The 22,810-nt window shown below is 52.8% G+C and carries 21 protein-coding genes; 14 read left to right on the top strand and 7 right to left on the bottom strand.

Features of this window, described 5'->3' with window-relative positions:
- Nucleotides 1–22 precede the first annotated feature (22 nt).
- The 8 genes from purS to purD all read left to right on the top strand — a co-directional run bounded on the left by purS (nucleotide 23) and on the right by purD (nucleotide 9,088).
- A complete protein-coding gene (purS, locus tag EKN00_RS04795; protein ID WP_127849009.1) occupies nucleotides 23–286 on the top strand; it encodes a phosphoribosylformylglycinamidine synthase subunit PurS in 264 nt (87 codons plus the stop codon).
- Complete coding sequence (purQ, locus tag EKN00_RS04790; protein WP_127849008.1) at nucleotides 283–960, top strand: phosphoribosylformylglycinamidine synthase subunit PurQ; 678 nt, start codon at nucleotides 283–285, stop codon at nucleotides 958–960. Before purS ends, purQ begins: the two co-directional genes overlap by 4 nt.
- The gene (purL, locus tag EKN00_RS04785; RefSeq protein WP_127849007.1) at nucleotides 947–3,157 is read left to right on the top strand and encodes a phosphoribosylformylglycinamidine synthase subunit PurL; all 2,211 of its coding nucleotides are present in this window, start codon (nucleotides 947–949) and stop codon (nucleotides 3,155–3,157) included. Before purQ ends, purL begins: the two co-directional genes overlap by 14 nt.
- A complete protein-coding gene (purF, locus tag EKN00_RS04780) occupies nucleotides 3,142–4,599 on the top strand; it encodes an amidophosphoribosyltransferase (RefSeq protein ID WP_127849006.1) in 1,458 nt (485 codons plus the stop codon). The genes purL and purF overlap by 16 nt, the downstream gene beginning before the upstream one ends.
- Nucleotides 4,596–5,612: a phosphoribosylformylglycinamidine cyclo-ligase gene (purM, locus tag EKN00_RS04775; protein WP_127849005.1), complete on the top strand. Its 1,017-nt coding sequence runs from the start codon at nucleotides 4,596–4,598 to the stop codon at nucleotides 5,610–5,612. The genes purF and purM overlap by 4 nt, the downstream gene beginning before the upstream one ends.
- Nucleotides 5,613–6,176, top strand: a complete 564-nt coding sequence (gene purN, locus EKN00_RS04770; protein WP_127849004.1) for a phosphoribosylglycinamide formyltransferase — start codon at nucleotides 5,613–5,615, stop codon at nucleotides 6,174–6,176. It begins immediately after the preceding gene.
- A 39-nt stretch (nucleotides 6,177–6,215) separates the two neighbouring features.
- Nucleotides 6,216–7,748, top strand: a complete 1,533-nt coding sequence (gene purH / locus EKN00_RS04765; RefSeq protein WP_127849003.1) for a bifunctional phosphoribosylaminoimidazolecarboxamide formyltransferase/IMP cyclohydrolase — start codon at nucleotides 6,216–6,218, stop codon at nucleotides 7,746–7,748.
- A gap of 95 nt (nucleotides 7,749–7,843) precedes the next feature.
- Nucleotides 7,844–9,088: a phosphoribosylamine--glycine ligase gene (gene purD / locus EKN00_RS04760; RefSeq protein WP_127849002.1), complete on the top strand. Its 1,245-nt coding sequence runs from the start codon at nucleotides 7,844–7,846 to the stop codon at nucleotides 9,086–9,088.
- A gap of 172 nt (nucleotides 9,089–9,260) precedes the next feature.
- On the opposite strand, the gene EKN00_RS04755 is transcribed toward purD, so the two are convergent.
- A complete protein-coding gene (locus EKN00_RS04755) occupies nucleotides 9,261–10,370 on the bottom strand; it encodes an SLC13 family permease (RefSeq protein ID WP_127849001.1) in 1,110 nt (369 codons plus the stop codon).
- 459 nt (nucleotides 10,371–10,829) lie between these two features.
- On the opposite strand from EKN00_RS04755, the gene EKN00_RS04750 reads away from it, so the two are divergent.
- The 5 genes from EKN00_RS04750 (at nucleotide 10,830) to EKN00_RS04730 (ending at nucleotide 15,802) form a co-directional block, all read left to right on the top strand.
- The gene (locus tag EKN00_RS04750; RefSeq protein WP_127849000.1) at nucleotides 10,830–11,387 is read left to right on the top strand and encodes a recombinase family protein; all 558 of its coding nucleotides are present in this window, start codon (nucleotides 10,830–10,832) and stop codon (nucleotides 11,385–11,387) included.
- A 577-nt stretch (nucleotides 11,388–11,964) separates the two neighbouring features.
- Nucleotides 11,965–12,444, top strand: a complete 480-nt coding sequence (gene rlmH, locus EKN00_RS04745; RefSeq protein WP_127848999.1) for a 23S rRNA (pseudouridine(1915)-N(3))-methyltransferase RlmH — start codon at nucleotides 11,965–11,967, stop codon at nucleotides 12,442–12,444.
- A 60-nt stretch (nucleotides 12,445–12,504) separates the two neighbouring features.
- Entirely contained in the window at nucleotides 12,505–12,984 is a 480-nt protein-coding gene (locus tag EKN00_RS04740; RefSeq protein ID WP_421825405.1) for a GNAT family N-acetyltransferase, read from the top strand.
- A gap of 500 nt (nucleotides 12,985–13,484) precedes the next feature.
- Complete coding sequence (locus EKN00_RS04735) at nucleotides 13,485–14,816, top strand: ATP-binding protein (RefSeq protein WP_127848997.1); 1,332 nt, start codon at nucleotides 13,485–13,487, stop codon at nucleotides 14,814–14,816.
- A 296-nt stretch (nucleotides 14,817–15,112) separates the two neighbouring features.
- On the top strand, nucleotides 15,113–15,802 hold the full coding sequence (locus EKN00_RS04730) for an aspartate/glutamate racemase family protein (RefSeq protein ID WP_127848996.1): 690 nt from the start codon (nucleotides 15,113–15,115) through the stop codon (nucleotides 15,800–15,802).
- Between the two features lie 78 nt (nucleotides 15,803–15,880).
- Here the strand turns inward: EKN00_RS04730 and EKN00_RS04725 are convergent, their stop codons facing one another.
- From EKN00_RS04725 to EKN00_RS04700, 6 genes are all read right to left on the bottom strand, one after another.
- Entirely contained in the window at nucleotides 15,881–16,195 is a 315-nt protein-coding gene (locus EKN00_RS04725; protein ID WP_127848995.1) for a SemiSWEET family transporter, read from the bottom strand.
- Nucleotides 16,196–16,754: 559 nt separating this feature from the next.
- Nucleotides 16,755–17,861, bottom strand: a complete 1,107-nt coding sequence (locus EKN00_RS04720) for an SLC13 family permease (RefSeq protein WP_127848994.1) — start codon at nucleotides 17,859–17,861, stop codon at nucleotides 16,755–16,757.
- A gap of 755 nt (nucleotides 17,862–18,616) precedes the next feature.
- Nucleotides 18,617–19,411: an energy-coupling factor ABC transporter ATP-binding protein gene (locus EKN00_RS04715; RefSeq protein WP_127848993.1), complete on the bottom strand. Its 795-nt coding sequence runs from the start codon at nucleotides 19,409–19,411 to the stop codon at nucleotides 18,617–18,619.
- Nucleotides 19,401–20,237: an energy-coupling factor ABC transporter ATP-binding protein gene (locus EKN00_RS04710; protein WP_164848026.1), complete on the bottom strand. Its 837-nt coding sequence runs from the start codon at nucleotides 20,235–20,237 to the stop codon at nucleotides 19,401–19,403. The genes EKN00_RS04715 and EKN00_RS04710 overlap by 11 nt, the downstream gene beginning before the upstream one ends.
- A complete protein-coding gene (locus EKN00_RS04705; protein WP_127848991.1) occupies nucleotides 20,210–20,992 on the bottom strand; it encodes an energy-coupling factor transporter transmembrane component T in 783 nt (260 codons plus the stop codon). Before EKN00_RS04705 ends, EKN00_RS04710 begins: the two co-directional genes overlap by 28 nt.
- A gap of 4 nt (nucleotides 20,993–20,996) precedes the next feature.
- Nucleotides 20,997–21,593 carry an ECF transporter S component gene (locus EKN00_RS04700; RefSeq protein WP_127848990.1) on the bottom strand — a complete coding sequence of 199 codons (597 nt, stop codon included), beginning with the start codon at nucleotides 21,591–21,593 and terminating at the stop codon, nucleotides 20,997–20,999.
- A 383-nt stretch (nucleotides 21,594–21,976) separates the two neighbouring features.
- On the opposite strand from EKN00_RS04700, the gene EKN00_RS04695 reads away from it, so the two are divergent.
- Complete coding sequence (locus EKN00_RS04695) at nucleotides 21,977–22,798, top strand: glycosyltransferase family 8 protein (protein ID WP_127848989.1); 822 nt, start codon at nucleotides 21,977–21,979, stop codon at nucleotides 22,796–22,798.
- Nucleotides 22,799–22,810: the final 12 nt, after the last annotated feature.

The following is a 22,810-nucleotide window of genomic DNA, read 5'->3' as shown; positions in this document are numbered from 1 at the left end:
ACCCACAGAAAGGAAAAAGCCCATGTTTAAAGCCTCGATTTACGTCAACTACAAGCCCTCAGTACTCGACCCAAAAGCGGAAGCCATTAAGACCGCGCTGAAGCGGATGGACTACGACAATGTTGAGTCGGTACTGTTCGGCAAATACTTCGAATTGGTTTTGGCCGCTAAGGATGAACAGGCAGCGAGTGCGCAGGTGGATCACATCTGTGACGCCTTGCTAGCCAACGTGAACATGGAAACCTACCGCTTCGAGCTGACCGAAATTAGCGAGGTGAAAGCATGAAGGCGGCCGTAATTAGTTTCCCTGGGTCTAACTGTGACCAGGATCTTGCTTGGGCGTTCCAGGAAATTGCGGGGATTGACACCGACATCGTCTCGGCTAGTGAAACCACTTTGGCCGGGTACGACATCGTGGGGGTTCCGGGCGGCTTTTCCTATGGCGACTATCTGCGCAGCGGTGCCATCGCCAGCTTCAGCCCGATTATGCCCGCGCTTAAGGCACACGCAGAAAACGGCGGGCTGGTCATCGGTATCTGCAACGGTTTCCAGATTTTGTGCGAGGCCGGCCTGCTGCCCGGGGCGCTGCAGTGGAACAAATCGCTCAGCTTCATTTGCGCTCCCGAAGAGCTTGCCGTGGTTAACACCGACACCCCCTTTAGTAACGCTTACGAACCGGAGCAGACCATTACTTTGCCAATTGCCCACGGGGAAGGAAACTACTACGCTGACCCGGACACGCTGGCCAAGCTTGAAGCCAACCAGCAGGTGGTGTTCCGGTACCGCGACAACCCGAACGGCAGCCTGAACGATATTGCCGGTCTGACTAACGCAGCGGGAAACGTGCTGGGGATGATGCCCCACCCCGAGCGCGCGGTGGAGGCCCTGCTGGGTGGCACCGATGGCCTAGGCGTTTTTGAATCACTGAAGCAGGAGGTATTGGCAAATGCAGCGCGTTGAACTTGACCCACAGGCGATTAAGGAACAAAAGCCTTACTTGGACTGGGGATTGACCGAGGAAGAATACGACCGATTCACCAGCAAGCTGGGGCGGCTGCCAAACTACACGGAAATAGGGCTTGCCAGCGGGATGTGGAGTGAGCACTGCGCGTACAAGTACAGTAAGCCGGTGCTCAAAACCTTCTGGACCAAAAACGACCGCGTTCTGATGGGCCCCGGTGAAGGTGCCGGGGTGATTGATATCGGTGAGGGCAAGGCCGTCGTGTTCAAGGCCGAAAGCCACAACCACCCAAGCGCCGTGGAACCGTACGAGGGTGCGGCAACCGGGGTTGGGGGGATTATTCGTGACATCTTTTCCATCGGGGCCGAACCAATTGCACTGCTGGATTCACTCAGTTTCGGTGAACTAGACGACCCGCACGTCCGGCACCTCGTGGACGAAGTGGTCGCGGGCATCGGGGGCTACGGAAACTCGATTGGGATTCCAACGGTTGGTGGTGAAACCAATTTTGATCCAACCTACGCCCGCAACCCGCTGGTCAACGCCATGTGTGTCGGCGTGATGAACAAAGATCAGATTCAGCGCGGGCGTGCTGCCGGCGTGGGCAACGCGATTATCTACGTTGGCGCCAAGACCGGGCGTGACGGAATTAATGGCGCTAGTTTTGCGTCCAGTGAATTTGCCGATGATAAGCAGGCGGACCGCGCGGCGGTGCAGGTCGGCGATCCATTCATGGAGAAGCTACTGACGGACGCCTGCCTGGAGGTAACTCGGCAGCACCGTGACGCCCTAGTGGGGATGCAGGACATGGGGGCCGCGGGGCTCATCAGCTCCAGCGTTGAAATGGCGGACAAGGCGGGGGCGGGAATGGCCCTTGACCTGGATTTGATTCCACAACGCGAGCCGGGGATGATTCCGTTTGAAATTATGCTGTCCGAATCCCAGGAACGCATGCTACTTTGTGTTCGCGCGGGAAGTGAACAGGAAATCATCGACGTATTCACCAAGTACGGGCTGGACGCCGTGGTTTGTGGTCACGTTATCGATGAACTGCGCTACAAGCTGTACCACAAGGGTGACCTGGTGTGCGACGTACCAGTTAGCCTACTTGCTTCCGATGCACCGATTTATCACCAACAGGGCGAAAAGCCGGCGCGGCTCGAACACCCTGTCGCGCCCGCAATGCCTGAAATCACCGATGTTCAATCCACGTGGCTGGCGATGCTTGGCCAGTCCACGATTGCAGACAAATCGTCACTGTACCGGCGCTATGACGCGCAGGTGAAGACGAACACCGTGGTGCTCCCGGGTAGTGACGCCGGCGTGGTGCGGATTCGTGGTACGCACAAGGCTCTGGCCATGACGACCGATTCGAACGGTCGGTACCTGTACCTCAATCCACAGCGCGGTGGCGCCATGGTTGTGGCAGAGGCGGCGCGGAATCTGGTGGCAAGTGGCGCCGAACCCATCGGTATTACTGATTGCCTGAACTACGGCGACCCGACCCAGCCCACGCATTTTTACGAATTGGCTGAGTCCGCGAAGGGTATCACTTCCGCCTGCAAGCAGCTCAACACCCCGGTAATTTCCGGGAACGTCTCGCTCTACAACGAAACTAATGGTGCGGCGATTCACCCAACGCCGATGATCGGGATGGTGGGGCTGATTGACGATTTGGCGACGGTGACGACCAGCGGCTTCAAGAATGCCGGGGATGTTATTTTCCTCGTCGGCGAAACCGGCGATGATTTTAACGGCACTGAGCTGCAAAAAATGCTGCAGGGACAAATTGCGGGCGAGCTCTTCCCACTTGACCTGCGTGCCGAGAAGGCCAACCAGGATGCGGTGCTCGGCGCGATTCGCAGCGGTTTGGTTTCCGCCGCACACGATCTGAGTATTGGCGGCTTTGCCGTGGCGCTGACCGAGATGGCACTCCAAGGCAATTTGGGGGCCGATGTGACCTTGAATCTGACGAACGCCCAGCTGTTCGCTGAAACACAGGGCCGCTTCTTGCTCACAGTTCCGGCTGACAAGGCTGCGGAATTTAGTGCGCAAGTTGGTGCACTGGCCCAGGAAATTGGTCGTGTCACAAGCGGCGACCAGCTGCACGTGCAAACCGCATCGGATGCGTTCGCGATTGATTTGACGGCGGCCAGGGCGACCTACGAGGAGGCCATTCCATGCCACATGAAATAAAGGGACTGAACGAAGAGTGTGGGGTCTTTGGCATCTGGGGCAACCCGAACGCAGCGGAGTTGACCCACCTTGGGCTCCACACGCTGCAACACCGCGGCCAGGAAGGTGCCGGGATTGTCGGCCTGACTGACCATGGGCTGGTGCGGCACCACGGACTGGGTCTGCTGAGCGAGGTGTTCACGAAGCCGATGCAGCTGGCGGCACTTCACGGCAGCGCCGCGCTGGGTCACGTGCGGTATTCAACCGCGGGCGGGCGCGTGCTTGAAAACATCCAGCCGCTGCTCTTTCGCTTCAGTGACGAGGCCATCGCGCTCGCCCACAACGGTAATTTGACTAACGCAATTAGCTTGCGGCGCAAATTGGAGGATAATGGGGCGATTTTCCAGTCTACCTCCGATACCGAGGTCCTCATGCACCTAGTGCGCCGGAGCAAGCAGCCAACGTTTGCGGCCCAGCTGAAGGAGGCACTCAACAAGGTCCACGGCGGATTTGCCTTCATGCTGCTCACCGAACACGCCATGTATGCGGCCAGTGATCCGAATGGCTTCCGGCCCCTCGTGATTGGCGCCCTGCCAGATGGGGGAACCGTGATTTGCAGTGAAACCGCCGCGCTTAATGCGATTGGCGCCAAGTTCGTGCGCGACGTTCAGCCGGGCGAAATGCTGACGGTGGACGATGCGGGGTTGCACGCGGAGCAGTACACAACGGATACGCAACTTTCAGTCTGCTCAATGGAGTTCATCTACTTCGCCCGACCCGACTCGAACATCTTCGGCGTGAACGTGCACGAAGCGCGGGTGCGCCTTGGTGAACAGCTAGCGCGGGAACAACCTGTGGATGCCGACATTGTTTGCGGGGTGCCGAATTCGTCACTCTCGGCCGCAATTGGCTATGCGCGTGCCAGCAACTTGCCCTACGAAATGGGCCTGGTGAAGAGCCAGTACGTCGCGCGCACGTTCATCCAGCCCACTCAGGAATTACGCGAGCGCAGTGTCCGCATGAAACTCAGCGCCATTCCTGACGTGGTGCGGGGCAAAAAGGTGGTGCTCGTTGATGATTCCATCGTTCGCGGCACCACGTCCATGCAGATTGTGAAATTGCTGCGTCAGGCCGGGGCCAAGGAGGTGCACCTGCGCATCAGCAGCCCGCCACTGCGGTTCCCGTGCTTCTACGGAATTGATATTCAGTCGATGGATGAACTGATGGCGGCAAACCACAGCGTTGCCGAGATGCGGGAACTGCTCGATGTCGACTCCCTGGGCTTTTTGTCTGTGAGCGGACTAGAAGAGAGCGTGGGCCTGAAGACAACGGCACCACACGGGGGACTGTGCACGGCGTACTTCACGGGTGATTACCCAACGCCACTGGACGATTACGCGGCCGGCTTCGCTAAGGAAATGGCCTGCCGGAAGATTGATGTTAGCGAGGTGAGCGCACCATGACGATAGACTACAAGTCCGCCGGTGTCGATGTGGCCGCGGGGAACGCTGCGGCCAAGGCGTACGGACCCTTAGCGAAGTCAACGCAGGACGCGAACGTGCTGAGCGGGCTCGGCGGCTTTGCGGCGGCGTACCGGTTGCCGCAAGTTGATAATCCAGTGCTGCTGGCGGCAACTGACGGGGTTGGGACCAAACTGCTACTGGCTAAGGAGTTTGGCGTCCACGACACCATCGGCATTGACTTGGTCGCGATGGTGGCCAATGACCTGCTGGCGGATGGGGCCAAGCCACTGTTCTTCCTTGATTACATGGCGACGGACAAACTCGACGTGGACCTCGCCGCGGCCGTTGTTGCCGGTGTGGCCCACGGGTGTCAGCTGGCGCACATGTCCCTAATTGGCGGCGAAACGGCAGAAATGCCGGGGATGTATCCGGCAGGCCATTACGACTTGGCCGGTTTTGCCGTTGGGGTGGCCAGTGAAACGGCGATATTGCCGCAGCACGTGGCTGCCGGGAATGTTTTGCTTGGTCTGCCGAGCGCGGGTGTGCACGCCAACGGATTTTCGCTCGTGCGCAAGCTGCTCCGCGAAACGGATTTGGGTGTTAAGCCGCTCGGTGATGGTCGGGATGTGGCGGAAGCGCTGCTGACGCCAACCAGAATCTATGCCGACGTAATGTTGCCGCTGCTGGAGCAGAAGCTGATTCACGGCGCCGCGCACATTACGGGTGGCGGCTTCACCGATAACGTTCCGCGCATGCTGCCAGATGATCTGGCGGCACAGATTAACGCGGGCAGCTGGCAGTGGCCGGAATTATTCCAGCGGCTGCAAAGCGCTGGTGACCTCAGCTTGGCGGACATGCGGTTGACGTTTAACCTTGGCATCGGCATGGTGCTGGCGGTGGCGCCGGCAAACGTGCAGGCAATCCAAACTCAGGTGCCAGACGCGCTGGTGCTGGGCAAGGTGGTGCCACGCCTTGACGCCGATGCGCCGGTTCAGTGGCAGGAGGAAGCATAAATGAAAAGCATTGCGATTTTTGCGTCAGGAACCGGCAGTAATTTTGCGGCGCTGCAGGCCAAATTCGGGGATGACCAATCCGGGATTCACATTGCGTGCATGGTGTGTGACCACGCCGATGCTCCAGTGGTGGGTAAGGCCAAGGCGGCCGGTGTCCCGGTAATTACCATTAATTACCGCGATTACCCCAGCAAGGCAGCCGCTGAAGCTGCGATTGTCGCCGCGCTGCCACCAGTCGACATGCTGGTGCTGGCGGGTTTCATGCGCATCTTGGGACCGACGTTGCTTGATGCCTACCCGCAGCGAATCGTTAATCTGCACCCGGCGCTACTGCCGAGTTTTCCCGGTCGCACCGGGATTGAGGACGCGTTCGCTTACGGGGTGCGCGTGACCGGCGTGACGGTGCATTACGTTGACGCCGGTATCGATTCTGGGCAAATCATCGCCCAGGAGCCCGTGCGTGTGCTGGTAAATGACACAATCGACACGCTCGCCGCCAGAATTCACGCGGTGGAGCACAAACTATTACCGGAAACGGTGCAGCAACTATTGGAGCAGGATTGATTAACTTGGCGCAATTTTAAATGGAGGGCAATTTAAAAAATGGCAAAACGAGCATTGATCAGCGTTTACGACAAGCAGGGTGTGGCCGAATTTGCACAGGGCCTCGTCGACCGTGGATTTGAAGTAGTGTCCACCGGTGGCACGCAGCGCGCATTGATTGCGGCGCACGTGCCGGTGACGGGGGTTGAGGACGTCACTGGGTTCCCCGAGATGCTTGATGGCCGGGTGAAAACACTCCACCCGCGGATTCACGCGGGAATCTTGGCCCGGCGCAGTGACCCTGAGCACATGGCGGCACTTGCGGAACACGACATTACGCCCATTGACGTGATTTGTGTTAACTTGTACCCCTTTGCCGCAACCATTCACACGCCCGGCGTGACCTACAGCGAGGCGATTGAGCAGATTGATATTGGCGGTCCATCCGCACTGCGGGCCGCGGCCAAGAACAATGCTAGTGTGTGGGCCGTGGTTGATGCGGCGGATTACGACGCCGTGCTTGCCGGCGTCGACAACGATGATGCTGCGTTGCGCAAACAACTGGCGGCTAAGGTTTTCCAGACGACGGCCGCATACGATGCCCAAATCGCAGCGTACCTGACCAGCGAGGAATTCCCCGCAACCTTCACGCCGACCTACGTTAAGAAGCAGGACCTGCGCTACGGGGAAAACAGTCACCAGGCTGCAGCGTTCTATGCTGAACCTTACCCGGCGGCCGGCTCAATTGCCGCGGCCAAGCAACTGCACGGGAAGGAGTTGTCCTTCAACAACATCAAGGATGCCGACGCTGCGTTGCTGACGCTGGCGGACTTCACCGACGCGCCAACCGTGGTGGCAATGAAGCACATGAATCCGTGCGGTATTGGTCAGGGCGCAAACATTGAGGAAGCCTGGGACAAGGCGTTTGCGGCGGACACCGTTTCCATTTTTGGCGGAATCATTGCCCTCAACCGGGAAGTTGATGCGGCCACAGCCACGAAGATGCACAAGCTATTCCTCGAAATCATTATTGCCCCGAGTTTCAGCCCCGAGGCCCTGGAAATTTTGACGACCAAGAAGAAGAACCTGCGCCTCATGACCGTCGACATGTCGCCGGACGACGGCAAACGTGAATACGAAACAATCTCGGTTCACGGCGGCCTGTTGATTCAGGAACGCGACAAGACCGTCGAGGAAGAAGACGCGGTAACGGTTGTGACCGACGTCAAGCCAACCGCGGAGCAGCTTGCCGCCCTCGTGTTTGCACAGAAGGTGGTCAAGCACGTTAAGAGTAACGCCATCGTTGTCGCCAAGAAGGGGCAAACCCTGGGCATTGGTGCCGGCCAGATGAATCGGGTCGGGTCGGTTGAAATCGCCCTGGATCAGGCACAGCAGAGTGATAATTTCGTCGGTGCGGTGCTAGCTTCAGATGCGTTCTTCCCAATGGGCGATTCCGTCGATTACGCGGCCAAGCACGGCATTCGCGCCATCATTCAGCCCGGCGGTAGTATTCGCGACCAGGAATCCATTGATAAGGCCAACGAATACGGCATTACCATGGTCACCACGGGCGTGCGCCACTTCCGGCACTAATTCCAAGGCGATTGCTGCGGTCTAATTAGTTCCGGCAGCTGGCCGTGACCGTGTTGCCATAGTTATTTCCGGGGAAATATTTGGAGGTTGAAAAGATGCACAACGTTCTGGTAATTGGTAGCGGGGCGCGCGAGGCGGCACTGGGCGTGAAGTTCTTGGCGTCCGACCAAGTTGAGCACGTTTATGTGGCTCCGGGCAATCCGGGAATGGAGCTGGTGGGCCTGGAACCAGTTGCCATTGATGTCCTGGATTTTGATGGGTTGATTGACTTTGCGAACAAACACGTCGATTTAACCTTTGTTGGCCCCGAGGTGCCGTTGGTTGCGGGTGTCGTTGACGCATTTTTGGCGGCGGGGTTAACGATCTTTGGCGTAAACAAGAACGTGGCCCAGCTTGAGGGCAGCAAGACCTACGCGAAGAACTTTATGGCCCGGCACCACCTGCCAACCGCAAAGGCGCGCGAGGTGTTCACGCTGGGCGCCGCGCGGGTGCTGCTCGAGGAGATGGGCACGCCGATCGTAATCAAGGCGGACGGATTGGCCGGCGGTAAGGGCGTCACGGTCGCGCTCACACGCAAAGACGCGGACACGGCTCTGGCAGGTATTTACCTGAATGATGCGCACGCGCCCGTTTTGCTTGAGGAATACCTCACCGGCCAGGAAGCGTCCGTGATGGCCCTGTATGCCCAGGACAAATACGTCATTTTGCCATTGTCTCAGGACCACAAACGGCGCTTTAACGGTGACGCTGGTCCCAACACTGGGGGGATGGGCGCCATCAGTCCAGCCAGTCAGTTCAATAAAACTCAAGTTGCACAGGCAAACGAACTGATGGTTCAAACCATCGCGGCACTGAACGCGGAGGGCGACCCCGGCTGCGGTGTGATTTACATGGGTCTGATGTTTACGCAGCATGGCCCCAAGATTCTCGAATACAACATGCGGTTCGGCGATCCGGAAACGCAGGTGTTGCTGCCGCAAATTCAAAATGATTTTTACGCGCTGGTGACGGCCTTACTCGGCGGGGAGCAGGTGGCGCTGAAGCTGAACGGACGTACTTACGTCGACGTTGTGCTTGCACATCCCGCCTATCCTGCAAGCTCGCACCCGCAGCTGCCCGTTGTGCGGCCGAGCGCGGCGCTGCTGGCCCAGGGTGCCTGGTTGCCCGCAGCGGTGAACGTGGCTCCAGACGGCGCCCTGACGAGTGCAGGCGGCCGGATTGTGACCGTTATCGGCGACGGGGTTGATGTCTACGCCGCCCGTTGTCAGGCGTACGCGCGCGTCTTTGAACTTGCTGGCGAGCTGGCGTACCGCGAAGATATCGGCGTGCGGGCGTTGTAGGGCCCGGCCGAATCTGATCCCGTCAGCTGGTGGTCTGTCCTTGTATAGCGCTAATTTAACTTAAATGTCCACGAAAAATGGGTATGTGCCAACCGGTGATTTCCGGATGGCACATACCCATTTTTTTGCGCGGATGCTGGTTAAGCAGCGCGATATTCTAGCGTGTTTTAGTTTAGCTGAAGAATAGCATGGCGGCGTAACAAACGCCACCGATGATGAACAGCCCGAGGAAATTAAAGGCTGTAAACGGAACGAAGAACTTGCTGCGGGCTTCCTTGCTGGCGTGAACGCCGAATTGCTTGAAGGCGAGCAGGTTGCACAGGCTGGCAATCATGGTCCCCATCCCGCCGATGTTGGTTCCGTAGAACAAGGCGGGAATGTGGTTCGTGAACTGCGCGACGAGCACGGTCGCGGGGACGTTCGACATGATCTGGGATGTTGCAATGCTGGTGAAGTAAACCGACGAAGGGCTGTGTTCAAGTGCAATCAGGATAGCGGCGACGGCGGGGACCTGCTGAATGTCGCTGACAATAATGAAAAAAGCGACAAAGGTGAAGACAATCCCGTAGTCAACGTGGAGCAAAATCTTACGGTCGAGCAGGGCGGCGTAAACCAGCGCAATCAGTGCCGCAAGCCATGGTGGTAGCAAACCGAAGATGGACAGGAATACCAGAACCGCCACGATGCAGGTGATGGTTGTTAGGCGCATGTTGATCCGCAAATCCTGCACGGGAACAACCGGTACTTCCTTGGGCTTGATGAAGAACATCAGCGCACCTAAGAAGATGACGCTAATTAACGCTAACGGCAGCACCCACATGCCAAAGTCGAGGAGCGAAATCTTGAACTTCGACATCAGGAAAATGTTGTGTGAGTTCCCGAACGGCGTCATGAAGCTCCCAAGGTTAGCCGCCATCGCGATGGCGGTTGCGGGCACGATTTCGGGTAAGTGTAGTTTCTTTGCAACGCGCAGGTATAGCGGCATGAATGTCAAAACGGCCATGTCGTTGGTGAGGAACATGGCAGCCACAAATGACAGCATGACGAAGAACCAGGTTAACTGGCGCGCGGTGTGGGCACCAGCGGTCATCCGGTACGCGATGAAGTCGAGTACGTGTAGATATTCAAATATTTGAATTACGGTCATCATCCCGAGGAGTGACCATAACGTGGTGAAGTTAATGTCTGCAATCCGTGGTCGGGCCAAGAAGAGGCTAAGTACGGCAATGATTGCCGCAATTTGAAACACACGGTCTTTGACTATGGTTTTAACTACAGTCATATATGAGTCCTTTCGAAGGCTTAACGGTAATAATTTTGCACTTAATTTCCCTTGCAAACAACTTGTTTTTGAAAAAAATCTTACATTCATTAAAAAAAGGGGTTCATCCTAAATGTCATCCAAGGTAAAACACAAACACTCATACGAATATTTTGATGGTAATTCGTCTTTTAGGTGTGTGCGTCCGAAAATTCTGACCCGATTCTTTAAAATGCACATTTGCCAATTTCCGTTAGATTAAGCCAGCATTACACCCTCTAATTTTTGTGACAAAAACCGTTGTGGCCGCAAATGTAGACAATCTGTAACCAAATGTTGCTAAACTATTGACACAAATTTAAGGAACTTTTATGATAAAGGTACTCATGATACATTAATTGTTTTCAAGGGAAGGGGCGAGCAATCATTATTATCGGATATAGTTGGAGCAAATCTAATCAAAAATACAAAGATGGCGATTTGGCAACGCTCGAAAAAGCTGGAGTTCGGAAGATTTTCACGGACACAACCGATTTGCCGACTGTACAGCGGCCTGGTTTTAGTGAAATGCTGGCCTACATACATACCGGCGACGAAATTGTCATCACCAGTCTGGCCCAACTTGGGACAGATAATAGTGAACTCAGTGCGGCACTGGACGCGGTTTGTGCGCGGAACACGAGCCTAAACATATTGAACTTCCCTAGTTTTGCGGCGGTTCACGATGCTAGTGAGCGCTGGCAGCTTACGTGCGCGATTCGTGACCTGGCTGACTTTGCGAAGCACCGCAGTCATGGCGGGACCGGGCTGGTAGCGGCCGCTGAGCACGCCCACGGTGATCGCGGACGTAAGCGTGAGTACGCGCCGGACTCGCCAAACCCGGCCAAGCGCGCGATTTATCGCGACGTGCTGGAAATGCTCACGGCCAGTTTGCCGGTGACGCAAATCGCGAAGACGGTAGGCATTAACCGCAAGCAGATTTACAGAATTAAGGAGTACGCTCAAGAAAACGGCGACTTGGTTTCGAACATTCGCTAATTATTGTGCCCGTCGACGCAGATTTTTGCGTTGACGGGCCTTTTTTTGCCCTTAAATGCCGATGAAGATTAAGGTGAGTGGTTTGCACCAATAAACCCGAACATTTGTGGTAAATGGTCATCGGTGGGAATTAATCTAATTTTACCGGTAATTGGGTACCGGTACCCGGGACTAGCTTGGTTGGTTTCACCTAAATAACGGGTGGATGCGGGGAAATATGATTCGTGAAATTCAGATTCGAGCAAGGCCCAGGAGTATTTTCGCAATCGGTGGGGCGGAAAACGCTTCATTTTTCGGGTGTGAACTAGATGTTGGGGTCTGTGGTGTTCGGCCAATAAGATTGGGGCGCGGCGTAATTGTGGTCGACTCATTCATTGCTCGGCGTGGCAGGACGACCAGCAGCACGGTAGATGCCGGTCTAACGGTGTTCTGAGCGATAATTTTTGGACAGCAAATGATGAATCCGGTTACTTTTGCGTTCGTAGTTTCCACAAGCAACTACATCGATAGGCTGGGATTCTAATGTATGTAGGCCAAGATGCTGGTCAATTGGTATAATCAAAGCGAGGTGAAGCACGTGAATATCAAGATAATTGGCGTCGGTAAGCTGAAGGAGAAATACTTCAAGGCCGGCATTGACGAATATAAGAAGCGTCTTGGCGCGTTTGCCAAGGTAGAAATCGTCGAGGTGGCCGACGAGAAGGCACCAGAGAGTTTGTCCGAGTCCGAAATGGCGGACGTGAAGGCCAAGGAAGGCGAGCGCATCCTGGGTAAGATTAAGGATAAGGAATACGTCATCGCGCTGGCCATCGAGGGTAAGCAGCGGGCCAGTGAGGTTTTTGCCAAGGAGATTGCCGACCTGGGTACGTACGGCCACCCCGACATCACCTTTGTCATCGGTGGCTCGCTGGGGCTGTCCCCAGAAGTGATGCAGCGGGCGAACGACACGCTGAGCTTCGGGAAGCTGACGCTGCCTCACCAGCTGATGCGGTTGGTGCTGATTGAGCAGATTTACCGGGCGTTTATGATCAATGCGGGGAGACCGTATCATAAGTGATGCGTTAGGCTAACGCAAAAAATCTAATTCACTTGATGAGAGTGAAGTGGATGGAGGAATATTATGATGAACACGGACGTGACGATTGAGCTGTCGCAAAATTCGCTGGCTAATTCGCAGATAGTTCAGAATATTTTGTCTGATTTGCCTGAGTGGTTTGGCCTCCCAGAATCGACGCAGTCTTACGTCGATGAAGCAAAGAGCCTTCCGTTATGGGTAGCTAAAATTCAGGGGAAGCCCATTGGGTTTATTGATCTCAATGAAACCAGCTCTGGTACCGCTGAAATAAGCTGCATGGGTGTACTGAAACAGCATCAGCATTTGGGTATTGGCACACAGCTAGTTGCTGAGTTAACTAAATTTGCTAAGACCCGATATCAGTACCTGCAAGTAAAAACGGTCGATGAGGGACATTATCGTCAGTACGACGATACGATTCGATTTTACGAGTCTGTGGGATTCACCCGGTTGGAGGTGTTTCCGCACCTTTGGGATGAATGGAACCCATGTCTGATTATGGTTAAGTATCTTGGCAGCTAAAGTTTGTTTAATTAATGCGGGTAACATATTGATGAAGTGTGAATATATCAAAATGTTTTGGGTGCGAGTTAGTAACATTTATGATTCTGATTGTCGTGAACCTAATAATGATTACAACTTACCCAATTGCGTAATCTCGAGTAAGCAGTAACTATGGCTGAGTGCGGATTTGGGATTTAATTATAATCGTAGTTTGATGGTGCGTCTTGATTATCCAGAGTTGATTAATACCTTCAAACAGATGATTGAACGAACAATGTTAGGATTCGCCGGACTATGACACTGAGTCGACCTAGTTTAATTGATTGTTATGGTTGCTTTGCTTAGAGCAATGTATTTTTAGCAGATTTTGCTTTGTAGGCTTTAGCTACGAAAGAAGCAGGATAACAAGGATCCCTCTTAGGCGAGGTTTTAAGTTAGGTGTTCAAAAAAATACGTCGTCGATTCATGTGTATGTAATAATTGGTGTTGGAGTAGATGCCGCTATAAGGAGGTGGATCATGGAAAACAACGAAGATTTGAATACTGAGTATAAACGTGAGTTAACAAATAAATTGAAAAGGGAAATTGTTAGCTTTTTTAATAGTCGCGATGGTGGTGTCATTTATCTCGGAGTTGATGATTCAACACACAAGGAGCTAGACGTAAGCCCCCAAAGACGCCATGACTGGGAAGAGATTATTACTAATTGGTCAACCACTGCATTTTACCCAGTTCCGTATAGTCTTATAGAAGTACGACCTAACGATACTGTTTTTAATATACGTGTTAGGGCGGGTCGGCATAAGCCATACGCAATTGCATCAAATGGGTTCGACTCTAGCGGTGTATACGTTCGTCAAGGGAGTTCGGCAGTAAAAGCCACCAATGAACGTGTAAAACGCATGCAGCAACAGTATGACGTTAGCGGTGAATTCGATTCAGAGACTTCTGAAGTTCAACAATTAACGTTTAGGAAGGCAAAGGCGGTTTTTGAAGGACTCGATTTGAGTTTTGATCAGAAATCGTTACGGATGGTCGATACCGAGGGCTACAATAATTCAGCTTTACTTATTAGCGATCAAAACCCGTTTGAGGTTAGGGTCGCATCTTATGATGGTATCAACGTGATGCGGTTTAAAGATAAACGCAGATTTTTTGGTGCTATAACGCAACAGATTAACGATGTATTAGCATATTTGGATTTATCTAATCATCGTCAAGCTGTAATCAGTGGTAAAGCGCAGCGAATTGAACGTCGTGATTATCCTACAATTGCGATACGTGAAGCAGTCGTTAATGCCTTTGTTCATCGTGATTATCTTCTACATTCCAGTGTTAAAGTGGAGGTGTTTGACAACCGCTTGGAGATTGTTTCTCCAGGAGGTATTCCTGATGGGTTAACGCTTGAGGAAATTGAGGATGGGTTAACGGCTGCGCGGAATCCAACGTTAATTCATATATTAGATAAGATGAATTTCATTGAAAACTATGGGACTGGCATTAGGCGAATGTATGAGGCTTATCAAGACGGAGTCCTTCGCCCAAAGTTTGAAGTTAGAGAGAACTCATTTAAGGTTGTTTTGCCCAATCGAAATTATCAAAAAATAGATGATGTAATTGTGGCACCCTCGGCTAAAAAGTCGAATCCAGTTTATAGTAATCAAATGGCAATTTTAAACCTTCTACGGTCATCGGTAACGCCTCTTAAAAGAACAGAGATTGAGAGTGAATCTGGTTTGACTCGAAGTCAGGTTCTTTATTCTTTAAAGCAATTAATAAACGAAAATAAGGTCATCGCTGTTGGAGCATCCGTAAGAAGGAGTTATAAGCTGAATAAGGAGTTAATCTAAAAGCGTACGAAAAAGCGTACTAAGAAGCGTAGCATATGCCACGCTTTTTAGTACGCTATGATAGTTTCGTAACATCTGTCAGTGGTAGATTAAAAAATGAATGTGGCACTCATACACCGCAAACACACCATCTTGCCTCACGCAAGCTGAAGCGTTGTACCATAAATTACTCCGGCTATCGGATGTGCGCTATGGTTGATTTTGCGCCCCCGTGCAGGTTAACTAGGAAAAATTGGTGTGGCAGTGTGCGGGTAACTACGGCACGCGGTGGCAATTAGCATTAGGAGATGACAATCATGAAGACAATTGGTTTACTCGGCGGCATGAGCTGGGAGAGCACCGTCACTTATTATCAGCTGATTAACCAGGCGGTCAGTGACCGGCTTGGCGGGGTGCATTCGGCCAAGATTTTAATCGCGAGTGTGGACTTCGACGAGATTGCCCGGTCGCAGGAGCGCAATGATTGGGCCACGGGTGCCGCAATTTTGGGTAAGGCCGCCCGCGGGCTGGAACTGGCAGGGGCCGATTTCATCCTGATTGGTGCCAATACGATGCACAAGGTTGCGGACCAAATTCAGGACTACATTTCAATTCCGCTACTGCACATTGCGGACGCGACGATTGCCGCGCTGCGGGCGCAAGGAATCACCCGCGTCGGCATGCTGGGCACTAAGTATACGCTGCAAGAGGATTTCTACAAGCAGCGGCTCATCGCCGCCGGAATTGACGTGCTGATTCCCAATGCACCGGGAGTGGATGAGGTTAACCGGATTATCTACGAGGAACTAGTCGTTGGGCGTAAATTGCCGGGGTCAAAGGCAGCGTTGCTGAAGATGATTACTGAACTGCAGGCGCGCGGGGCAGAAGGCATCATTTTGGGGTGCACGGAACTGGACCTGCTGGTTGAACCAGCAGATGTAACTCTACCGCTCTTTGATACAACCCAAATTCACGCGCAGGCAGCGGTGGATTTGGCGCTGAGTTAAAAAGCCTAAGTATCTTTGGGCTTGAGCACTGGTCAATTGTGGAACTGTTTAGGCGCAGTTGCTTTTTTTGATTACCAATTAATGGATGTACACGGTGACGACCGTGACAATCCCAAAAACAATCCCCGGAAGGTTGGAGATAATCACGGGCCAGTCTTTGTACGTCTTACTCCAGCCATAGCCGACCCACAGGCTAGCGTTAATGGCAGCGACGAGTGGTTGCAACGGTGAAACGGGGTGCCCCGAGAAGTTCGCGATGATCTGCGGAATGTACGAGATGTACATTGAGATACACATGATGGTTGCGAGCTTACTCAGCAGCTTAAGCCGTTTCACCTTCTTGGGGTCCACGGCGTCCTTACCTTCTGGATACTTCGATGTGTCAATACGCATATACCTATTTCCTCCTAATTGGTTAAGTTGGGTAATAACATAACACGATAATTTGGCACCGTCAAATTTGTTGCTTGCGAGATGCCTTTGATTACTGCATATTTATTGATGGTTTATTTTAAACACTGCATCCGTTTTCTGCTTTTAAATAACTATAGCCAACGCTGCCTTTTGCCCGTACCAAAAAAAGCGCAGTCACCCTGTACTTACCGCTGCCACAGCCCCTTTGGCCAATGCCGTGATGCGCTGCGGAGGGCTTACCGCGAAATTATTAGGCAAACACTGCCAGCACCTGCATATTTAGTGGCGTAAATTGCGAGATGACGGAAATAAATTCGCGCTCCAATGCGTGGAGTTTTTGGCGGGCAGGCTGGGCGTTAACCGAACTGCCCCGTTTCTAGGAATGCAAGTTGATGGCCACGACAGTCCTGTCTTCTTGACGTCAAACTTGGTCCCGACTGGCGGCGCGGATCAACAAGCATCTCCATGTACTCAAAAACGCATGCCACCGTGGTGAGGAATCATCATGGTGGCATGCGTTTTGACTTAGTATTGTTAATTAGAAAAAGTAGATGACTGCCGCGAGCCCGGCACCGCCAATAATGGCCAGTGCGATGAAGTTAATCAGGGTGAAGTGCAGCAGGAAGCGACTGTGGGACTTTTTACTGTAAAGGGTGTATTGCTTGAACGCCACCAGGTTACACATGCTGGCGACCAGGGTACCCAGACCACCAATGTTAGAGCCGAAGAACAGCGGTGCGAGGTGGTTGGTAAAGTTCGCAATGAGGACCGTCGACGGCACGTTCGAGATGAATTGCGAGGCCACGATACTGGTGAAGTAAACCGAAACTGGGCCGCTGATTACGTAGTCCAGTAGTTGCTTGATTGCGGGCAGCTGGTTGATGTTCCCGATAATAATGAAGAAACCGAGGAATGTGAGCACAATCGCATAGTCGACCTTGCCCATGATGTGGTAATCAATCAGTGAGGCCACGACGATTGCGATTAGCGCTGCTACCCAAGCAGGCAGAAGGTCAAAGATGGAACTGAAAACGATCAGCGCCACAATACAGGTCAGGGTAATCAGACGAGGATTGGTGCGGATATCCTTGACCGGAACTTGGGGCACCTCTTTTTTGGGTACAAACATGATAATGCCGATGAGGAAAAGCAGCGCGACGAAGAACATGGGCACAACCCAGGTGATGAACTGCGCGAGGGGCATGTGAAACTTAGCCATGAGGAAGATGTTGTGCGTGTTCCCGAACGGCGTCATCGCGCTCCCTTGGTTGGCGGCGATGGTGATGGCTGTCACTGGCACAATCTCCGGCAGGTCGAGCTTCCGTGCAATGCGCAGATAGAGCGGAATGAAGGTGAGCACGGCCATGTCGTTGGTCAAAAACATGGCCGAGACAAATGAAAGCGTGACGAACAGCGCGGTGAGTTGCCTAGCGTTGTGGGCATGCGCGGTCATTTTATAAGCTATGTAATCAAGAACGTGTAGGTGTTCGAAGATTTGAATTGTGGTCATCATGGCCAGCAGGGACCACAATGTTGTAAAGTTGATTTCATCAGCGTTTGGTCGCGCCAAAAACGATGTTACGATGGCGATTAAAGCCGTGATTTGAAATACGCGATCCTTAATGATTGATTTAAAGACTACCATACGCCCACCCTTTCGTGCTTGTAAGTATAAGTTTGCACTAGATTTTAGGGCTAAACAACATGATTTGGAAAAAAACATTTTGCTGTTTAATAAAGGTATATTGGAGACGGGCTTTTCACGAAAAAATGACGAATTATATAAGAATTTCAGAGATAATATTTAAGCTTTCAGTCTAACTTAGCCTGGATCATTTAATGATGAATGCCTTAAAACCGGCGATTCGTTGGAACACGCCAATTTAGTTGCTGATAATTACCGAACAATACAACACATTCCTATGGCCGTGGAAAAAATTTAATTTTCTCAAGTTTTGCCCTGAAAATTGCTTTTTCGCCGAAGCGCGTTCAGGGCAAATAACGGGCAAATCGATACTTAGCATTTTAGCGGCGATTAACGGCCGCCAGATCCGCGACTCGCACCCAAAATGACGATTTTTGGGCCGCAAATTGTCCGGGACTTGCAGTTGCGGCCGCAAATTCTCACCTAATATTGCGCTCGGTTCGCCGAATTTGGCTAAAAGTATCCATTTTAGGCGGACGAACGCGGAATGTGCGCGGATTTTCCGTGAAAATTTTCAGTGCTTCGAAATTGAAAAGCGCTTACTTTAGGCCTTGTAGTTGCAAAAGGAAACCATAATGCAGACGCGCACCTTGCGCTGAGGCTGATTGACCCCTCGGTTGCCAGTTGCTTGTGTCTCCGGCCGGGTACAAAAACAGCTCCAGCTCGCAAACCAAATTGCGAACTGGAGCTATTTGTCAGGCCTGATGCTTGCTGACGTAATCTTCGGTAGTTAAGTAAACGTTGGTGTCACCCAGCAACGCGCACAGCTGCATGATTCGGGGCGGGAGCAGGCCGGCCTGCGCCAGGATGGCAGGTGAGCCGAATAGAGCGGTGGGCGTTCCGTCAAAGACCATTGCGCCGTGGTCAAAGGTGATGACACGCGGGAAGCTATGGGCGACTAGGTCCATATCGTGCGTTGAGACAATGATCTGACGGCCCTCGTCGGCGAGCTGCTTCAGGATGTGCAGCACGATGGTTTGGCTGTGCCAGTCGAGGGCAATCATCGGCTCGTCCATCAGGTAGGTTTGCGGATTTGTGGCCAGCAACGTCGCGAAGGCGAGCAGCTTGCGGTCCGACAGGGACAGGTCGAATGGATTCTCATCGGCCTTGTCCAGCAATTCCACCTTTGTGAGTGCTGATTCCACAATCTGGTCAACTTGGGCACGGTCGCGGGTGATTTGGCGGGCACTCCAGGTCACCTCTTTTTTAACGGTCGCGTTGAACAGCTGGTCATCCGGGTTCTGGAACAAGATGCCAATCTCGGTCAAGCGCGCACGCCCGGTTAACTCGTGGCTGCCTTTGCCGTTAATCGAAATGTTGCCATCCTGCAGCGGCAGCAGCCCCATTAGTAGCTTGAAGAAGGTCGACTTGCCGGCGCCGTTTTGCCCGACAATCGCGGTCAGGCCCTTGTCTAGGCTGAGTGCCGGTATTTGCAGGCCAAAATTGCTGTTTTGGTAAGTGAAGTGTAGCTGGTTAATTTCAACGCTCATGGCCTGTCGCCTCCATTAATTCGGCCTGTGTGACCGGGTAGTCGCCGTCTGGCAGTGCCCACCCCATCTGGCTTGCCAGATTGAAGACGACGGGGGCGGGGATGAGCTCGGATTTAGCGGGTTGATTAAAAATCTTCCGGGGTGTACCACTTGCGACCAACTGACCGGCGTTCAATACCCAGAGCGAATCAACCGTGTTGCACAGGGCATCGACGTTGGTTGACGTCACGAAGATGGTCTTGTCGTGCTGGTTTTTTAGCCAGGCAAAAAACTGGCTCGTTCCAACCGGGTCCATCTGGCTCGTGGGGTCATCGAAAATCAAAACTTCGGGATCCGTCACGAGGGCGCAGGCAATCGCAAGGCGCTGCATCTGGCCGCCAGACAACGTTGCCGGATTCTGATTCAACTGGTCGATTAACTGGAACTGCCGCGCCAGTGCACGCACCTTTGCGTCAATTGCACTGGCTGACTGGCCCAGGTTAACTAGGCTAAAGGCCATCTCGGTGGCCACGGTCTCAGCCATACCGCTCAGCTGGTCGGCGGGATTCTGGAAGACGTAACCAATGAATCGGTTAATTTCCGCCCAGTTAGCCGTTGGATTGAGTGTGCCCAGACGGTATTCGCCCTGGACGTCGGCGCGCATGACCTGCGGAATAATGCCACTGAGCAGACGGCACAAAGTCGTCTTGCCGGAATTGCTGGGCCCCAGGATACCGATAATCTGGTGCGCCGGTGTCTTGATTGTCAGGTCGCTGAGCTGGTTGCGCTCAGCACCAGGGTAGGCGACCGAGACCTTGTTTAAACTAATTTGCTGAGAATCATCCATATTTTCCATCCACCTAAAAGCGCTGCTAGTAGTATTAGTCCCCGGTGTGCAAGTTCCGCCCGGTAATAGGTCAGCTTTTCTGTTTGCTGCCGGTTGGGATTGCTGAACCCGCGCAGCTGCAGGGCCGTTGAGCGTTCGACCGACTGCATCAGCGTCTTCGTAATGAGTGGCACAAGAATTGGAATAATTGCCCGCACCTGTTCTGCAATGTTGCTCTGTGGATTGACGCCACGCGCACGCTGGGCAACCTGAATGTGCCGCATGTTCTTGTTAATCTGGGGCAGGATGTAGCAGACCGAGATTAACACGTAGACGGTGTGGTACGGCACCCCGATTTGTTCCAGATAGGTGGCGTTCTCAGTGATGGTCGTCGTGAAGATAAAAAAGCTGGTCACGAAAATAATCGAGAGCAGGCGGCTGCTTAACATGAGTGCGTACAGTAGTCCCTCCTTGTAAAACCGCAAGTGGAACACCGTCAGCAAAACGGTGCGGTTAAACGGGTAGAGCAGGCCCTGGATCAAAACGATGGTCGCAATCAGAAAGAGGCTGAACTCAATCAACCTTAGTGCCTTGGCCTGAATGCGGGCCGCCAGAACCAAGAAGACGCTCAAACCGAGCACGACGAGCGAATAAGTGAGCGATTTGTACAGCAAACTACCCAGCAGCACGCAGGCAACTAGCAATAATTTGGTTACTGGATCGATGTTTTGGGCCCAATTTTGGCGCAGCACCACTGAACTTTCTGAATCGCTCATAATTTTAGTCCTTGAAGAAGTAGATTAATTTTTTAGGTAACTGCTTGTAGATGAAGTAAGCAAGGTAGCCGACAACAATCTTATCCAGCAGGTCGAGCACGAATTCGTCGATGAATGATGCAATCCAAACGGGGAAGCTGTGGGAAACGAGTACGGCAAAGAGGGCATCACCCCAAACAACACCGGTCTGGCCACCATAGAAGGCGACGTTCAGTGGCGTGGAAATAATGGCGGAGACGAGGGCAATGATAATCCCGGCCAGCCAAACCTTCTTGGCTGAGTCAAACCAGCCCTTGTAAAACAGAATGCCGACCGCAATCCCAATGCCGATGCTGGTGATGGAGTAGATGGTTGAAATTGGGGAAAGGGTCAGGCCGTAGATAACGTTGTTGATGAACCCGCTGATTGCACCGGGAATTGGGCCGGCGAGCATACTTGCGAGGTAGGTTCCAAGTGAGCCGAGCCACAGTGGTAGCTTTAGACCTTCCGCGAAGGCCTTAGCGACATAGTTAATCCCGACGGCGGCTGGAATCAGCACCATGGCCTTGGTTGACAGTTTGAATCGCCACATGGAAGTTGCGTTAGTGTTCTTGATTTGCATTTTAAAAGACATCCCTTACTAATAGAATTTGTTTTTGCAGCAATGGGCGTGCAATTACACACCCAAATAATTCCCAACTGTGCAGAATTGGGTTAGGTATTAATTTTTCTCATCGCAAGGGTTCTCCTTTTTGTTTTTTGACAGCCGTAATCGGAAGCAACGCTGTTGTTGATGGGGCTTGCCATGAACGATAGTCCCTTTAATCGATAGTGTCAAGACACATTAACTTATTTGCATGTCAGAAATTTTACGGGTGGATTTACGCGCAAAGAGGGCGCCGAATCGCCGTCTGTTATTAATTGATCTGCCGCAAACGGTGTTTTTGGTTCCACTGGTCGCGGGTTTATAATCAAGCTATCGACAACGTTAAAGGAGCACCGCGCATGAATATCCTATTTACGCTGAACTCGGGGTACCTGGAGCCGTTAAAGGTGGCGCTGACCTCAATTCATTACAATAACGATGAAGACGACGTGAACGTCTGGTTGATTCACGAAAGCATTCCCGATAGCGAGCTTGATGAGGTTGCCCGGCTAACGGCTGTTTTCGGCTGGACGTTTCACCCAGTCATGGTGGACGGCAGTTTGTGGCAGGGCGCCCCAACGGAGAAGCGGTACCCCAAGGAAATGTACTTCCGCTTGCTGGCGGGCGAAATTCTGCCAGGTTCTGTTCACCGCGTGTTGTATTTGGATCCCGACGTTCTGGTAATTAATTCGCTCATGCCGCTGTGGAATCTTGACCTGGAGGGCCACCTGCTTGCGGCGGCCACGCACACGAAGCTGGTGGACGTGACGACGAGGTTTAATAACATCCGGCTGAAAACTGACCACGCCTACTACAATTCCGGCATTATGCTAATTGATTTGGATCGGGCACGCACCGTTATTCATTGGGAGGACATTAAGCGGGTGCTGGATGAAATCGGTGAGTACCTCATGCTGCCAGATCAGGATATTCTCAACCACCTGTACGGCAGCGACATTCTCAAAATTCCGGATGAACGCTGGAATTACGATGCGCGCAGTTACGGGACATACTTTGTGCGGAGCCGCGGCGAGCAGGACATTCACTGGGTGATGGCCAACACATCCATTCTGCATTTTAACGGTAAGCCCAAACCGTGGATGGCTAGGCACGACAACCGGTTCACGGCGCTTTATTTGAGTTACAGTCATCTGATGCGCAATCTGGTGCGGGCAGACTAGTTGCGCGCCGCG

Origin of the sequence: Lacticaseibacillus hulanensis, from assembly GCF_004010095.1 — a bacterium.
GTDB lineage: Bacteria > Bacillota > Bacilli > Lactobacillales > Lactobacillaceae > Lacticaseibacillus > Lacticaseibacillus hulanensis.
The sequence above is the reverse complement of the archived record's forward strand: the minus strand, read 5'-3'. Positions and strand labels throughout refer to the sequence as shown.

Bases quoted from the DNA above. Each gene is read 5' to 3' on its own strand.
- purS (WP_127849009.1), top strand. From the start codon at position 23: ATGTTTAAAGCCTCGATTTACGTCAACTACAAGCCCTCAGTACTCGAC.
- EKN00_RS04735 (WP_127848997.1), top strand. From the start codon at position 13,485: ATGGAAAACAACGAAGATTTGAATACTGAGTATAAACGTGAGTTAACA.
- EKN00_RS04715 (WP_127848993.1), bottom strand. From the start codon at position 19,411: ATGAGCGTTGAAATTAACCAGCTACACTTCACTTACCAAAACAGCAAT.
- EKN00_RS04730 (WP_127848996.1), top strand. From the start codon at position 15,113: ATGAAGACAATTGGTTTACTCGGCGGCATGAGCTGGGAGAGCACCGTC.
- purQ (WP_127849008.1), top strand. From the start codon at position 283: ATGAAGGCGGCCGTAATTAGTTTCCCTGGGTCTAACTGTGACCAGGAT.
- EKN00_RS04700 (WP_127848990.1), bottom strand. From the start codon at position 21,593: ATGCAAATCAAGAACACTAACGCAACTTCCATGTGGCGATTCAAACTG.
- purH (WP_127849003.1), top strand. From the start codon at position 6,216: ATGGCAAAACGAGCATTGATCAGCGTTTACGACAAGCAGGGTGTGGCC.
- purD (WP_127849002.1), top strand. From the start codon at position 7,844: ATGCACAACGTTCTGGTAATTGGTAGCGGGGCGCGCGAGGCGGCACTG.
- EKN00_RS04755 (WP_127849001.1), bottom strand. From the start codon at position 10,370: ATGACTGTAGTTAAAACCATAGTCAAAGACCGTGTGTTTCAAATTGCG.
- purN (WP_127849004.1), top strand. From the start codon at position 5,613: ATGAAAAGCATTGCGATTTTTGCGTCAGGAACCGGCAGTAATTTTGCG.
- purF (WP_127849006.1), top strand. From the start codon at position 3,142: ATGCCACATGAAATAAAGGGACTGAACGAAGAGTGTGGGGTCTTTGGC.
- purM (WP_127849005.1), top strand. From the start codon at position 4,596: ATGACGATAGACTACAAGTCCGCCGGTGTCGATGTGGCCGCGGGGAAC.
- EKN00_RS04720 (WP_127848994.1), bottom strand. From the start codon at position 17,861: ATGGTAGTCTTTAAATCAATCATTAAGGATCGCGTATTTCAAATCACG.
- EKN00_RS04705 (WP_127848991.1), bottom strand. From the start codon at position 20,992: ATGAGCGATTCAGAAAGTTCAGTGGTGCTGCGCCAAAATTGGGCCCAA.
- EKN00_RS04725 (WP_127848995.1), bottom strand. From the start codon at position 16,195: ATGCGTATTGACACATCGAAGTATCCAGAAGGTAAGGACGCCGTGGAC.
- EKN00_RS04695 (WP_127848989.1), top strand. From the start codon at position 21,977: ATGAATATCCTATTTACGCTGAACTCGGGGTACCTGGAGCCGTTAAAG.
- purL (WP_127849007.1), top strand. From the start codon at position 947: ATGCAGCGCGTTGAACTTGACCCACAGGCGATTAAGGAACAAAAGCCT.
- EKN00_RS04710 (WP_164848026.1), bottom strand. From the start codon at position 20,237: ATGGATGATTCTCAGCAAATTAGTTTAAACAAGGTCTCGGTCGCCTAC.